Origin of the sequence: Eggerthella timonensis, from assembly GCF_900184265.1 — a bacterium.
Lineage (GTDB): Bacteria > Actinomycetota > Coriobacteriia > Coriobacteriales > Eggerthellaceae > Eggerthella > Eggerthella timonensis.
In genome coordinates, this window is record NZ_FXXA01000002.1 from 316,399 (window position 1) to 330,525 (window position 14,127).

Annotated in this window: 12 protein-coding genes and 2 tRNA genes; 9 read left to right on the forward strand and 5 right to left on the reverse strand. The window is 63.0% G+C overall.

Annotated features, from left to right (window positions below; translation table 11 throughout):
• Positions 1-42: 42 nt before the first annotated feature.
• A tRNA-Leu gene (locus C1A15_RS01375) sits at positions 43-129 on the reverse strand.
• Between the two features lie 175 nt (positions 130-304).
• On the opposite strand from C1A15_RS01375, the gene C1A15_RS01380 reads away from it, so the two are divergent.
• The 4 genes from C1A15_RS01380 (at position 305) to C1A15_RS01395 (ending at position 3,843) form a co-directional block, all read left to right on the forward strand.
• The gene (locus C1A15_RS01380; RefSeq protein WP_101720917.1) at positions 305-1,009 is read left to right on the forward strand and encodes a response regulator transcription factor; all 705 of its coding nucleotides are present in this window, start codon (positions 305-307) and stop codon (positions 1,007-1,009) included.
• A gap of 121 nt (positions 1,010-1,130) precedes the next feature.
• A complete protein-coding gene (locus C1A15_RS01385) occupies positions 1,131-2,042 on the forward strand; it encodes an ATP-binding cassette domain-containing protein (RefSeq protein WP_101720918.1) in 912 nt (303 codons plus the stop codon).
• Positions 2,035-2,901 (forward strand): ABC transporter permease, encoded by an 867-nt coding sequence (locus C1A15_RS01390; protein WP_245864866.1) that lies wholly within the window; start codon positions 2,035-2,037, stop codon positions 2,899-2,901. The genes C1A15_RS01385 and C1A15_RS01390 overlap by 8 nt, the downstream gene beginning before the upstream one ends.
• A 3-nt stretch (positions 2,902-2,904) precedes the next feature.
• Entirely contained in the window at positions 2,905-3,843 is a 939-nt protein-coding gene (locus C1A15_RS01395) for a sensor histidine kinase (RefSeq protein ID WP_101720920.1), read from the forward strand.
• Here the strand turns inward: C1A15_RS01395 and C1A15_RS01400 are convergent.
• On the reverse strand, positions 3,812-4,633 hold the full coding sequence (locus C1A15_RS01400) for a CPBP family intramembrane glutamic endopeptidase (RefSeq protein ID WP_101720921.1): 822 nt from the start codon (positions 4,631-4,633) through the stop codon (positions 3,812-3,814). The genes C1A15_RS01395 and C1A15_RS01400 overlap by 32 nt on opposite strands.
• A 101-nt stretch (positions 4,634-4,734) precedes the next feature.
• Here C1A15_RS01400 and C1A15_RS01405 point away from each other — a divergent pair, with 101 nt between their 5' ends.
• Entirely contained in the window at positions 4,735-5,457 is a 723-nt protein-coding gene (locus tag C1A15_RS01405; protein WP_101720922.1) for a TraX family protein, read from the forward strand.
• Positions 5,458-5,517: 60 nt separating this feature from the next.
• Here C1A15_RS01405 and C1A15_RS01410 read toward each other — a convergent pair whose 3' ends face one another.
• Positions 5,518-6,867 (reverse strand): LCP family protein, encoded by a 1,350-nt coding sequence (locus C1A15_RS01410; protein ID WP_101720923.1) that lies wholly within the window; start codon positions 6,865-6,867, stop codon positions 5,518-5,520.
• 821 nt (positions 6,868-7,688) lie between these two features.
• Positions 7,689-9,908, reverse strand: a complete 2,220-nt coding sequence (locus C1A15_RS01415) for a MurT ligase domain-containing protein (protein WP_101720924.1) — start codon at positions 9,906-9,908, stop codon at positions 7,689-7,691.
• A 240-nt stretch (positions 9,909-10,148) separates the two neighbouring features.
• Here C1A15_RS01415 and C1A15_RS01420 point away from each other — a divergent pair, with 240 nt between their 5' ends.
• The 3 genes from C1A15_RS01420 (at position 10,149) to C1A15_RS01430 (ending at position 13,116) form a co-directional block, all read left to right on the forward strand.
• Complete coding sequence (locus C1A15_RS01420; protein ID WP_245864868.1) at positions 10,149-11,498, forward strand: polysaccharide deacetylase family protein; 1,350 nt, start codon at positions 10,149-10,151, stop codon at positions 11,496-11,498.
• Positions 11,499-11,684: 186 nt separating this feature from the next.
• Positions 11,685-12,959, forward strand: coding sequence for an ArsB/NhaD family transporter (locus C1A15_RS01425; RefSeq protein WP_101720925.1), 1,275 nt, complete (start codon positions 11,685-11,687; stop codon positions 12,957-12,959).
• An 81-nt stretch (positions 12,960-13,040) separates the two neighbouring features.
• Positions 13,041-13,116 (forward strand) — tRNA-Thr (locus C1A15_RS01430).
• A gap of 113 nt (positions 13,117-13,229) precedes the next feature.
• On the opposite strand, the gene C1A15_RS01435 is transcribed toward C1A15_RS01430, so the two are convergent.
• On the reverse strand, positions 13,230-13,688 hold the full coding sequence (locus tag C1A15_RS01435) for a hypothetical protein (RefSeq protein ID WP_146001780.1): 459 nt from the start codon (positions 13,686-13,688) through the stop codon (positions 13,230-13,232).
• Positions 13,689-13,828: 140 nt separating this feature from the next.
• Here C1A15_RS01435 and C1A15_RS01440 point away from each other — a divergent pair, with 140 nt between their 5' ends.
• On the forward strand, positions 13,829-14,017 hold the full coding sequence (locus C1A15_RS01440) for a helix-turn-helix domain-containing protein (protein WP_245865074.1): 189 nt from the start codon (positions 13,829-13,831) through the stop codon (positions 14,015-14,017).
• Positions 14,018-14,127 lie beyond the last annotated feature (110 nt).

Consider the following 14,127-nt stretch of genomic DNA (forward strand, 5'->3'; position numbering starts at 1 on the left):
GGCAAAACAAAAAACCCGCCGAAGCGGGTTTCTCAATTCAAATGGTGCGGGTGAAAGGACTTGAACCTTCATGGGGTTGCCCCCATACGGACCTGAACCGTACGCGTCTGCCAATTCCGCCACACCCGCATGCCTTACAGCCTTGGCCGAAAGCAAGAATAGATGATACAGGACGTTTCCGCTCGATGCAAGGAAAAAAACTAAGCTCGCCGCATTTTATTTCCCGTCCGCCTTTTCGCCAGAGCAGGCGCGCTTCGTTTCCGCGCGTCGCGCAGATGCCCTTTCGTTCGGCTACAATGGGAACATGGAAGAAGCGACGCGCATACTCGTCATCGAAGACGACATCGACATCAACGAGCTGACGGCTACGTATCTCAGGAAGGCGGGGTACGCCTGCGTCCAGGCGTATTCCGGAAGCGAGGCCCGGCTGTTGCTGAACGCGCGCGTCGCAACCGGGGACGCGCCGTTCGACCTGGTCGTCACCGACCTCATGCTGCCCGGTGCATCGGGGGAGGATCTCATACGCGAGATTCGCCAGCAAAGCGACGCTCCCATCATCGTGGTGTCGGCGCGCACTGGCACCGACGACAAGGTGCAGCTTTTGAAACTGGGCGCAGACGACTACCTGGGAAAGCCCTTCGACCTCGACGAGCTGCATGCGCGCATCGTCGTCCAGCTGCGCCACGCCGCCCGCGGAACCGCACAGGCCACGGCCACGTTGCGCTTCAAGGACTGGGTCCTCGACACCGACGCCCGCACCCTCACCGCCGCAGGCATGCCCGTTAAGCTTACTCGCCTGGAGTACGGGATCGTCGAAACGCTCGTACGCCGTCCCAAAAAGGTGTTCACCAAACAAGAGCTGCTTCGGTCGGCGTGGAACGACGAGTGCTTCGTCGAGGAAAAGGCCGCCACCGTGCACATCAGCAACATCCGCAGCAAGCTGAGGGCCTCCGGCACCGACGACTACGTGGAAACCGTCTGGGGCATCGGGTTCAAGCTCGCCGATTGAGCATGCGCGAACCCGCCCCGCTTAACCATTTCTTAACCATTTCAAGGCGACTTGCTGAACACCTTTTCCGTATCGTGGAACGCATCGGAGAACAACGAGACGATACCGAAAGGAGCGCAACGTGAACGTAGTGGAAACCCACGGGCTGATGAAAACCTTCGGCAGCAAAACCGCCGTCGATCATTTCGATATGCACGTCAACCAAGGCGATATCTACGGATTTGTCGGGCGCAACGGAGCAGGCAAAACAACGGTGATGAGGGTGCTGGCAGGCCTTGCAGCACCCAGTGGAGGCGACGTCAGCGTATTCGACATGGCCCCGCAGGAAGCGGGGGCGTCTCGACGCATCGGCGTGCTCATCGAGTCTCCCGGTCTGTACGGCACCATGAGCGCCTACGACAACATGATGCTCAAGGCGCTCAACCTGGGCCTGGTGAACCCGAAGGAGCGCGTGCTCGACCTGCTTGCGTTCACCGGGTTGGGCAACGTCGGATCGAAGAAGACGAAGCACTTCTCCATGGGCATGAAGCAGCGCCTGGGCTTGGCGCTGGCTTTGCTGGGCGACCCCGACCTCCTGTTGCTCGACGAACCGCTCAACGGCCTCGACCCCGAAGGCGCACGCGAGATCCGCCAGCTCATCATGCAACTGAACGCCGACCGCGGCATCACCGTAGTGGTGAGCTCCCATGTTCTCGAACAGCTGGGAAAGATGGCGACCCGCTACGGCATCATCTGCGAAGGTCGCATGGTGCGCGAGATGACGGCCGCCGACGTCGAGCAGGAGTGCAGCGATTTCCTGCAGCTGAACGCCGCGAACCCGACGCTGGCGCTGGCCGCCCTGCAAGAACGATTCCCCAACCTGCGCTTCCAGTCGATGCCCGACGCATCCATCCGCGTGTTCGGCAGCATGGACGCCGGCGCCGTCGGTGCCGTGCTGAACGAGCGGAGCATCGCCGTGCAGGGCCTGTACGCCCACAAGCGCGATCTGGAAGAATTCTTCGTGGAAATGATGGGGGCTGAGCATCGTGGTTAACATACTGAGAATGGATCTGTACCGGCTGATCCGCGGGAAATCGCTCTGGGTGTTCCTCGCTATCATCATAGGCATGGCCATCATCACGACCGGCTTGCTGCACTACACGACAAGCCCCGAGTTCCTGGAAGCGCTGGCAAACGGCACCGCCACGATGGGGGTGAGCGTCGGCCTCGGCGATCCCACGATGATTTCCGACGATTACTCCAGCGAGCTGACGGCCATGCAAGCGCTGTCCACCGGCGCGACGCAGTTGGCGTTCGTCGGCAACATCTTCATCAACGGCGGAGCTCTGGCCACCATGTTCGTCATCTTCATCTCCATATTCCTCGCATCCGAGTTCGAGAGCGGATTCAGCAAGAACGTGTTCACCGTGCAATCGAACCGGTTCGTGTTCCTCGGTGCGCGCATCATCGAGATCATCCTGCTCGCAGCCCTGTTCTCAACGACGGCCACGGTGGCGACGCTTGCAGCTGCGGCCGTTGTCGGGTTCGCCCTCGAAGCAGCTCCCGTGACCGACCTGCTCCTTTGGTTCGGGCTGTTGACGCTTACCCTTGCGGCATTCGGCATGGTGACCGGGCTGTTCGTATGGCTCACGCGCAAGATGGTGGTGGGCATCGTGGCTGGCTGCTGCTTCGCAGCAGGTCTGGTAGCCACTATCGTCCAAGGCGTGCTGCTGCTGTTCCCGAATTTCGCCGACCTTGTCAACTACACGCTGTACACCTGCATGCATTCGTTGGGCCAGGGCCTCAATCTGGACGGCGGCTTGAGCGCAGCGCACATCGCTGGCGTGGGAATCGTATTCATCGCGATTTCGACGGCGCTTTCGGCCGTCGCGCTCAAGAAGAAGGACATCTAGGCTATGGCGGCCGCAGTCGCGCTGCTCGCGCTCGTCGTTGTCGTGCTGGCGATCCAGCTGGCGCGTTCGGAAATGGAGCTGCGCGCCATCGCGCGGTTCCTGGTGAATCGCGACACGTTGAGCAATACACGCGTTACCACGTCGGTGCACACGCGCGGGTTCACGCGACTGGGGCAGGCCATCAACCGTCAGATCGACCGGCACCAGGGCGAACGGATTGCGGCAGAGGAAAACAAGCGCGATGTGCGCCGCGGCCTCACGTACCTTTCGCACGACATCCGCACGCCCTTGGCCGGCGCGCAGGGCTACGCGCAGCTGCTGGCCTTAGAGGAAGACCCGGAGCTGCGCGCCCGCTACCTCGACGTCATCGCCCGCAGGCTTGACGACGTGAGCGGGCTGCTCGACCAGCTGTACGCATACGCCCAGGTGCAGGATCCGGACTACCGCGTGGAGCGCGAGCCCGTCAACGTCAGCCAGGTGCTCGCGGAATCCCTCGCCTCGCTGTACGCCCCGTTCAAAGAACGGGGCTGGGAGCCCTCCATCGAGCTTGCGGACGAACCGCTCGTTGCGCTCTCGCATGCAGACTCGCTCGGGCGCATCTTCCGCAACCTGGCCGTGAACGCATTGCGGTACGGCCGCGAAGCTCCCCGCATCGAGCAGGAGGGCGCCACCATCACGTTTTCCAACCGCGTGGCCGACCCTTCCAGCGTGGAGGCGGAGCGTCTGTTCGAGCGCTTCTACCAAGGCGACGCAGCACGCAGCGGGGAAGGAAGCGGCCTGGGGCTGGCCATCGTCGCCCAGCTGTCCCGCACGCTCGGCATCAAACCGGCCGCGCACCTCGAAAACGACCTGTTATCCATCTCGCTGGAATTCCCCCGCAGGTCATCGACGCCAGGCGGCGATACGAAGGCTACGGCGCAGGGCGGTTCAGCGCCTTCCTGATGGCAACGCACGAAGGAGGAAGCAGCAGCACGACGGTGGCGGCCAGCACGACGAGGTCGAACAAGCTGCCGGTGACGTAGGTTTGCTGCATACCGCCGGACAACAGCTGGGGACCGGTATAGAGCAGGTTGAACGCCGCGTGCAGAACGGCGAGCGTCCACAGGTTGCGCGTCCTGTAATACATCGCAGCCATGAACAGGCCGAACAGGGCCGCTTGCAGGGGCTTGAGCACCACCTGCGCGACGGCGGCGAGATCGACGGCGGCCGAGACCTCGCCCAACGACACATGCAGCACGCCGAACAGCGCAGCCGACACGAGCGCTGCGCGCAATGCGCCGCGACGACCCCCTCCCAATGCCGGCACGAGCGCATCGAGCGCCAACACGCGAAACAGCCCTTCCTCAAACACACCGGTAACCAGGCACAACGCCATCACCTGCACCACGTGGATCGGCGCGACGTCCAACGCCGCATCCTGCGACAGCGCGAAGAAGGACGCGATGCCGCCTGCCAACCCGACGGCCAGCACGTACGCCGCCCACGAGCCCAGTCCACCCGCAACGCCAAAGCGGGGCGCGCGCAGCACGCGCGGGTTCGACACGCCGACCGCGACGAGCGCGACCGCGGCCAGCATCGCCCCCTGCACGATCGAGTCGCCCAGCGTGTCGCCCGGCACCAGCGAGAAGCATGCCGCCGACGCGACGAGGGCCGCGACGAACACGGCAGCGCGATGGCTCCGCGCGCGCCCCTCGCCCGCCTCAAGCTTCGTCATGGAATTCGTGCGCGTCACGCCGCCTCATCGCCCTTCGTCATCGAGTGCATCGTATGCAGGCAGTATACTGGAACGCCATGAGCACACCGTCGAGCATATTAGCAGCCGCGCCGTCCGCTATGCCGCGTCGGGGAGTTTCGTCGTTCACGCTTAAAGTCGTTGCCATCGTCGGCATGACGTTCAACCACTTCTGTTACATTTTCTTCCCCTACCTGCCCACCGAAGCGCTGTGCGTGTTGTTCGGCTTCGGCGGGCTCACCTTCCCTATCATGGCGTTTCTGCTGGTGGAAGGCTATCATCACACCTCGAACATCAAGCGCTACGCGTCGCGGCTGTTCGTGTTCGCGCTCGTCTCGCAGGTGCCGTACGGGCTGTTCCTGGCTCCTACCACGCTGAACGTGCTGTTCACCCTGCTCATCGGACTGGGCGTCCTCTACCTCTACGACCACATGGAACATCGCGCGGGATTCTGGCTGGCCGCAGCCGCCCTCACGGCGATCAGCGCGCTTTGCGACTGGGGGATCCTCGGGCCGCTCATGATTCTCATGATGCGCGCGATCGACGACCGCCGCCAGCGCGTGATCCTGCCGCTGCTCGTGCCCATTCTGGGAAACGGCCTGCCCGCGCTGTCCGATTTCCTGGCATCATTCGACGCGACGCTGTTGCCGTTCGTGCTGTATCCGCTGGTGGGATGCACCGCCACCATCCCCCTGCTGCTCGCCTACAACGGCTCGCGCGGCCGCCCCATGAAGTGGCTGTTTTACGCGTACTACCCCGCGCACATCCTCGTGCTGGGCTTGGCGAAGGGGTTGCTGCTGGGCGATTGGGGACTGGGGTTCTAACCCTTTCGGCGCGAGGCCTGCGGAAGAAGGCGCGCGCCTCGTCGCACCTAAAAGGAAGCGCTACTTCCAGTCGCTTCCCAGCACTACGAGGAAATCGCTTTCGAACAGGTAGGATCCGTCGTTCGCCATCGCCTTGCCCACGCCGAGGGCTTCCGCGATCTCCTTCGCCTGCGACGCCTTGCTGTCATCGTCGTAGATGACGAGCGTTTTGGCATAGTCGAAGCTGTCGGCGTTACCCGACTCCACCGTGTAGCCCAGCTCCTCGATGCGCGCGGAGGCTTCGGTGCCCGCTCCGGTGATGCCGTTGCCGTTGCGCACGGCCACGTTGCCCGAATGCTTCGGCTTCTTCTGCGTGCCGTCCTCGTTCGTGCTCGAATGCGTCTCGCCGCTGCCGGTGGTGGCCAGCACCGTGTTCGACTGCTCGTCGACGATGTCTTCGTCGGTTGGCGGAAGGCCCTGGTCGACGCGGGTCATCATCTTCTTCCACTCTTCGACGTTGTTGATTTCGTACCACACATCGTTGATGTATTCGGAGGTCGTGGGCTCCATGGCCGAGTAGATGTCGGTGGACGGATCGAGCCCCTGCATCGTCTGCGCGAGACCGATGATGTCGGTGATCTCGAGGTCGGTGGTCACGTACTGGGACAGCGCTTGCACGGTGGACGCCATCGTGGCCACGTCGGCCGCGAGGATCTTCTTCGCGATGGCCGACAGCACGAGGCGCTGGTTCGCGGCGCGGTACGAGTCGCCGTCGCCGTACTCGTCGTAGGCGTGGCGCGAGCGGCACAGGATGAGCGCCTGGTCGCCGCTCAGGGTTTGCAGGCCCGCATCCAGGTGGCCGCCGGCATCGGCGTCGTCGATCTCCATCGGCACATCCACCTCGACGCCGCCGAGCGCGTCCACGATGTCCTTGAAACCGTCGAAGTTGATTTCCGCATAATGCGAGATGGGAACGCCGGCCAGCTTCGACACGGTGTTCACCGTGAGCGCCGCCCCGCCGATGGCGTGCGCGGCGTTCAGCTTGTTCTGGCCGTACTCGCCCATGTCGACGAGCGTGTCGCGGTGGATGGACACCATGGTGGCCTTCTTGTTCACCGGGTCGATGCGCGTGAGGATGATGCTGTCGCTGCGGAACTGGTCGCCCGCGAACTCCTGGGACGCTTCGCGGTCGTTCGAGCCGTCCGTGCCCATGAGCAGGATGTAGAACGGCTCGTTGGCCAGGTCGGTTTCCACGAGCGCGTCGCGCAATTCGGCGCTGACGCCGTCATGCAGGTTGCCCGAGAGGATGTTGTAGTACGCGAACGCGGCTCCGGCTCCGCCCAGTACCAGCACGCCAACCACGGCAAGCGCGATGGCGAGGGTGCGGCGGCGTTTGCGGGAGCGCGTGCGCTCGTAGTCGCCGCGCGACACGCGGCGCGGCGTGGGCGTGGGCTCGCCCTGAACGCTCGGACGACGGCCCGGCTCGGCCTGACGAGAACGGGATCGGAAAGAGGGACGCGCAGAGCGCGTCTGTGGGCTGCGTTTATTGTCCATGGCGTCATTCTGGCGGCAGCGCTCCACAGGCGCAACCGCCTCCACTCGTTTCCTAGGAAAAGCCCACAGGGCCAGAAGGTGCGAGAACCGCGCGAGACACGCCCCGGCGCCGATTCCGAGGCGGCAGCCGGCGGCCATAGCACAAAATCGCAGATATGAACGATTTTTCGCCAGTTGAGAAACTGCCGACCTGGGGTTTCTCAGAATTGCGTGCGAAAATGCTCCCGAAAATCGTTCATATCTGCGATTTTGTGCTATGCGTTTGCCCGGGACGACGCGTGCGAATTCGACCGCGCCCTGTCATCCTGAGCGGAGCGCCGCAGCCGCGGTGTCGAGGGATCCCGTGCGGCGCCAGCCGTGACGTTTCCCGCTGGAGCCGCACGGGATCCCTCGACTCGCTTGCGCTCGCTCAGGATGACAAGCCGGCCGCCGTGCTCGTCCAGACGACCCGCCGCGACACGCAAAATGCCGAGTTCTAAGCAATTTTTTCGTTTTGCGAACGCTTCAGCCCCTTTTAAAGCCTCGAACGCATTCGCCCATCTTCACGACCTGGGGTTTTCGCAAATAGGCCTCTCGCAAATGTCGTTTTCGAGGGGCTGGGGTTCGCAAAACGAAAAAATTGCATGCTTCGAGCCGATTCGCATGCCGGGACTTCATCCGGCACGCGAATTCGCATCGTAGCATGCACGGACTTCGCGTTACGCCCGCACACCCAGCTTCTTGGTCATCGCATCGTTCGCATCCTGTTCGACCGCATCGTCGAGCGGCTCGAGGCGGATGGCCGGCTGGCCCGTCCGCGCGGCGAGACGGTCGAGGGCACGCGCGAGCAAATCGTCTGCGACTTCGGGGTTCTTCGCCAGCAGCGGCCCATGCAGATACGTGCCCACGACGTTCTTGTAGCGCACGCCGTCCTGCTTGTCGGCGTCGTTGTTGCCGTGGCCGGTCGCAGACGCCACGGAACCGAACGGCTCGACGCCGGCACCGAGGTGCGTGCGGCCCGCGTGGTTCTCGTAGCCGACGACCGGACGCTTCGCCAGCGGCGACGTTAGCACGATGTTGTCGATGAGACGGTCGCCGGAACCGCCCGACGCGCGCTCGGTGGTCATGTCGACGATGCCGAGGCCCTTCACCACCTCGTCGCCCAGCAGCCATTCGTGGCCGAGGATCTGGTAGCCGCCGCAGATGGCCAGCAGCACGCCGCCATCCTCCACGTAGGCGCGCAACTGGTCGCGCATGCCCATGAGCTCGTCCGACGCGAGCCGCTGCTCGCGATCGGGACCGCCGCCCAGCATGACGAGGTCGACGCCGGAAAGATCGACGGCCTCGCCGTGGTTGACGCGCTTGACCTCCACGGGGATGCCGCGCCAACGAAGGCGCTGCTCGAGGATGCGCACGTTTCCGCCGTCGCCGTACAGGTTGAGCAGGTCGGGGAAGAGGTGCGCAATCGTAAGGGAAGGAGCGCTCGCAGGTGCGGCCTGACGCTCGGCGCCCGACGACGAACGGGCAGGGGCGTCCGCGGGCGCGGATGCGGGTTGATCGCTCCCTGCATCGCCCGCCGCACCACGGGAGGCCGCGTCCCCCTCAGCGCGAGCGGTCAACACCGCGTGAACAGGGGGCAAGGCGGTGTAGTTCGCGATCAGGTAGGCGTTCTCCTCGGTCGGCAGGTTCGCGATGCGCTCCAGCAAGTCGTCCGCATCCGCAACCACTTGGGCGTCGATGCCGGCGTACTTCAAACGCACCTGCATGTCGTTCGCGCGGATGCCGCCCGCGAACACGGTGAGGTCGGCCGGATCGTCCGCCAGCTCTTCGAAGTCGATATCCCACAGCCACGACACGTCGCGGCCGTCGCCCTCTTTGTCGTTCACGAAGAAGGCCACTACTTTATTACGGGGATCCTGCGCGACGATCTTGAGGTTCTGATTGAACCCGGTGGGGTTCTTCGCGAGGTTCAGCAGCACGCGCCGGCCCGCGATGCCGAACGTCTGCAGGCGCCCATTCTGCGGGTCGAAAGCGTCGATGGCTTTCTGCAGCGAAGGCAGCGGGCATCCGGCGAGGTCGGCCGCAGCCGCCGTTGCCAGCAGGTTGTACACCATGTACGCGCCCGTGTACGGCGCGTTGATCGACCCCGCAGCCTCCTCATCGCTTCCCTTCCGCACGGAAAACGACAGCCCGTCGAGCCCCAGCTGCACGTCCTCGGCGGCATAATCGAGCGCGGGACGCGCGAACCCGCAGGTGGGACATGAGAACGCGCCCAGTTGCCCGTACTGGCGATACGCGTACTCCAACATGGAGGAGCAACGCTGGCACATCTGCGCATCAGCCACCGAGTTCTGCGGCAGCCCCAGATCTTCGTTCACGCCGAACGCGATCGAGCGATTCGCCGCGCGCTCGGCGATGCGGGCGCACAGCGGGTCGTCGGCGTTGTACACCAGCACGGTGTTCGGCGACTTCTCCAGCGCGCCCACGATGCTGTCCTGGATACGGTCGATCTCGCCCACGCGGTCCAGCTGATCGCGGAACAGGTTGAGCAGCACCACGTACGTAGCCTGCAGCTGGGGCAGGATCTTCGCCAACCACAGCTCGTCGCACTCGAACACGCCCCAATCCGACGGGCCCGCGTGCAACAGAGACGTGGCCACGCCCGAGTCGAGGTTCGCGCCGGTGCGGTTGCACACCACGCGGTTGCCGGCCAGCTCGAGCGCGTCGGCCAGCAGGTTCGTCACCGTGGTCTTGCCGTTCGTGCCCACCACGCACACCGAGCCGCGTTCCAACTTCGGCGCGAGGTCGGCAATGAGGCGCGGATCGAGGTACAGCGCGATTTTGCCCGGAAAGTTCGCGGCGGGACGGCGGAACACGTTCTTGAGGCCCCACGTAGAAACGGCGCTGACGGCGCGAGCGCCGGCGAACTGCAAACCCATAGGTCATTCCTTTCGATCACGTTGCGTTCAGTATAGTGGTTCGACCGTTCAACGCGCGTCGCCCCGGTACGCACCGACACCTGCCCTCCATACAAATTTCAGGACGTTCAACGAGAGGTAGAGACACGGAATTGTTTACCCAACGGTTATTTGATAGACGCATACTGGTAGGGTATGTTGGATAGAGCGACCGCATATGCGGCGCGCGATTGAAGGCCACGCGCCTTTTGAGGACGGAGTATGACCGAGCGCAGTTTCGACGACTTGTTCCCAACGCATGAAAGCGGTGGCCACGAGCCTCGCCGCTCCGATTCCGTGTGCCCCGACGAAGCCCGCCGCCGACCCGTTCCGACGAATCCTCGCCCCCGGACGTCGAAGACGGCGCGCGACGCCGCCTCCCCCTACCAAGACTTCGATTACTATCGTCGCGCGCAAGCGCGGCCGAAACGCTCGGGGCGCCGCGCTCTCGGCATCATGGTCATTCTGCTCGTGCTGGTCGCTTTCGGCGTCGGGACGTACTTCGTCGTGCAAAGCCTGCCCGCTTCCATCACGTTGAACGGATCGAGCATCGACGTAGGCGGCGGCAAAACGCTGAGCGACGCGCTGCACGCCAGCGGCATCAAGCCGAAACCGGGCGACCTCGTGGCCGTGGACGGCTCGGTGCTGGAGGAGGGCAAGGGCGAACCGTTCCACGCCACCATCAACGGCGAAAACACCGATGACATCAACGCGAAGCTGACCAGCGGCGATGTAGTTGAATTGGGCGACGGCAGCCCCATCGAGGAGCCGTCGGAAACGGTCGAGGCCGCCATCCCCTTCGCCCACGAGGAAGAAGGACGCGGACCCATCCACCTGATCGAGGGCGAAGGCGCCGACGGCATGAAGCGCACGAAGACCGGATCGATCTCCGGGGCCGTCGTCGAAGAGGTGACGCAGGAGCCCGTCAACGCGCTGCGGCGCAACGTATCGCCCGACGTGGGCGATGACAAGGTGGTGGCCCTCACGTTCGACGACGGACCTTGGCCCGAGTCCACCGCCGCCGTGCTCGACGTGCTGGCCGAGAACGGGGCCAAGGCCACGTTCTTCACCGTGGGCAACCGCATCGACGGCGAGGGCGTCGACCTCGTGAAGCGCGCCGCCGCCGAAGGCCATCAGATATGCACGCACTCGTACGACCACGCCGCCGGTGACGGCAAAAGCGTCAACCTCGGCTACATGAAGCCGGAAGACCAGGTGGCAGAGGTGCAGAAGGGCTACGAGGCCATAGAGGCCGCCACCGGCACCGAAGCCGGCCATGTGTTCCGCGCGCCGGGCGGCAACTACGGCGAGGACGTCATGCGCAACGTCGGCCCCCTGGTCAGCGCAGAGATCGGCTGGAACATCGATTCGCAAGACTGGCGCAAGCCCGGCGTGAGCGCGATCGTCGACCAGATCAAGAGCGCGTGGCCGGGAGCCATCATCCTCATGCACGACGGCGGGGGCGATCGCTCGCAAACGGTCGAAGCGCTCAAAGAAGCGCTTCCCTATCTCAACTCGCAAGGCTATCGCTTCGTCACTATGGACGAGCTGCTCAGCTATCCGCTGTCGTAGGAACCGGCCGCGGAGCCGCTCGCCGGAGGAACGCGCCCATCGAGCCGTTTGCTGAGAAACGTCACGCCTTTGGCGACAAACATTGCCGAAATCACCTGTCTCACCCTCGCTTACATTGCTATAGTGAAGCGCGTTGGTCGTGCATAAGCGCGGCCATTTCCAAACGAGGGGTTCGGGCGGTGCTTCATGGACGTTAATCAAATCGTAGCCATCGCAGTGTTCGTCATCGTCATGATCACCATCATGACCGAGAAGCTGCATCGTTCGCTCGCCGCCATCACCGGCGCGATGATCGTGCTCGCGTTGCACGTCATGCCGTTCGATGCGGCGATGGAGCACATCGACTTCAATACGCTGGGCGTGCTGCTGGGCATGATGCTGTTCGTGTCGGTGGTGAAGCTGTCGGGCGTGTTCGAGTTTTTGGCCATCAAATGCGCACGGCTCGCCAAAGGCGACCCATGGAAGATCATGCTGCTGTTCGTGCTGCTCACAGCCGTGCTTTCGGCGTTCCTCGACAACGTGACCACCGTGCTGCTCATCGGCCCAATGACGCTGACCGTGTGCAAGCTGCTCGACATCAATCCCATCCCCTTCTTCATGACTGAGATCCTCGCATCGAACATCGGCGGCACCGCAACGCTCATCGGCGACCCGCCCAACATCATGATCGGCTCGGCTGCAGGGTACTCGTTCTTCGACTTCATCCTGTACGACGCGCCTGCCGTGGTGGTCATATTGGCCGCCGTGCTCGGCGTGTTCTACGTGATGTACGGCCGCAAGATGCACGTCGACGACGAGCATCGCCAGCGCATCATGGAGTTGGACGAACATCAGCAGATCAAGAACATGCGCCTGCTCAAGCAAAGCGTAGTCATGACCCTGGTCGTGGTGGTCGGGTTCATGGCGCACGGCGCGCTCGGCTTGGAATCGTGCATCATCGCGCTGGGCGCGGCGGGCGTCATCATGTTGATCTCGGGCGAAAGCATCGAAGAAGCGCTGTCGAACGTGGAGTGGACGACGCTGTCGTTCTTCGCCGGCCTGTTCGTCATCGTGGGCGCGCTGGCGGAAACCGGCGTTATCGGCATGCTGGCGAACGGGTTGATCGACGCAACCGGCGGCAACGTGTTCATCACTATGCTGGTGCTGCTCATCGGCTCGGCCGTGATCTCCAGCTTCCTGGACAACATCCCGTTCGTGGCCACGATGATCCCCATCCTGCTGGCCATGGAGTCCACCGGCATGGACGTCACGCCGCTGTGGTGGGCCGTGTCGCTGGGCGCGTGCCTGGGCGGCAACGGCACGCTCATCGGCGCCAGCGCCAACGTGGTGCTGTCCGACATCAGCAAGAAGCACGGCTACGAGATCACGTTCGCGAAGTTCTTCAAGACCGGCTTCCCCATCATGCTGCTCACCATCCTGATCGCCGGCGTGTACCTGGTCATACGCTTCCCACCGGCGTAGTCCGAAAATTCGACGGAACCCCTTGCGGGAGCGCAGGGGTTCCGATATACTGCATTCTCGCGCTTCGTAATGAAGCCGTATGCCAACGTGGCTCAGCTGGTAGAGCAACGCACTCGTAATGCGTAGGTCAGCGGTTCGAATCCGCTCGTTGGCTCCACGAACAAGATCAGGCCGCCCGGGAAACCCGGCGGCCTGTTTCTCATCATCCCCTTATATGCCAGCGCTTGAGCGCGACATGCGCGCCGAGACGCTAAACCATGCAACGGTTGCTCATTCTTCGGGATGCACCCCCCTAGCTAGTTCCTCTATCGTTGGCTTGTGGTCGAAGTAGCTGGTGATTGCGTCTTCCAGCGAATCGAAAACCTTCGAGATCTCATGATCGTCATCTACTGCAATAAATAGCCGGTACCCGCCGCCAAGCACTGGGGAAATAGCACCGATTGCGCAGTCCCCGGGATGCTCGTCCAGCTCGCTTTGCACGCGTTCCAATTGGATATTCTCTTCTTCGTCGCGTATCCCCACGAACCCTTCCCTTTCGAGAACGTGGCCGACGAAGAGCATTTCGAAGAAGGATGCGTCCCCATCTAGCATTGCGTCTCCCAGTTCGTCCATGAGCGTCGCACGGCAGATATCACAAGCCCTATCAGGCTTTCCTGCAGGATCGGAGCATCGGGATTCATTACGCTCGACCGCAAGCGGGCACACGTGATCATTTGGGAATATGCTCATGGGTACTTCCTGCTATCTTCGCTATCGTTCGAACGTCGCTCAAGCAACCGTCTGATTAGGTAGACATATACGTCTACTATAGGACGATTGTAGCGCATATCGTTTCAAGGATGGAAGAGGACTACCTACAGAAGCTCGGTATGCGAATACGACAATTCCGCTTGGAGCAGGAATTGACGCAGGATAAGCTCGCCCTCATGATAGGCAGCTCAAAAGGGAAAGCGTATATATCACGCATAGAGCTTGGCAAGTCCAACATCAGCATCAGTGTGCTTCACCGCATCGCCATGGCTCTCGACGTCAAAGTTCGCGACCTCATAGATTTCTAGGGCAAGAAGCCTACGGCACGCAAGCTGCAGGCCTCGGCAACCTTAGCTGCCGTATAATGATCCCCATTAAACAACCGAGGGGAATATCGGCCCTGCACCCACAAAACGCG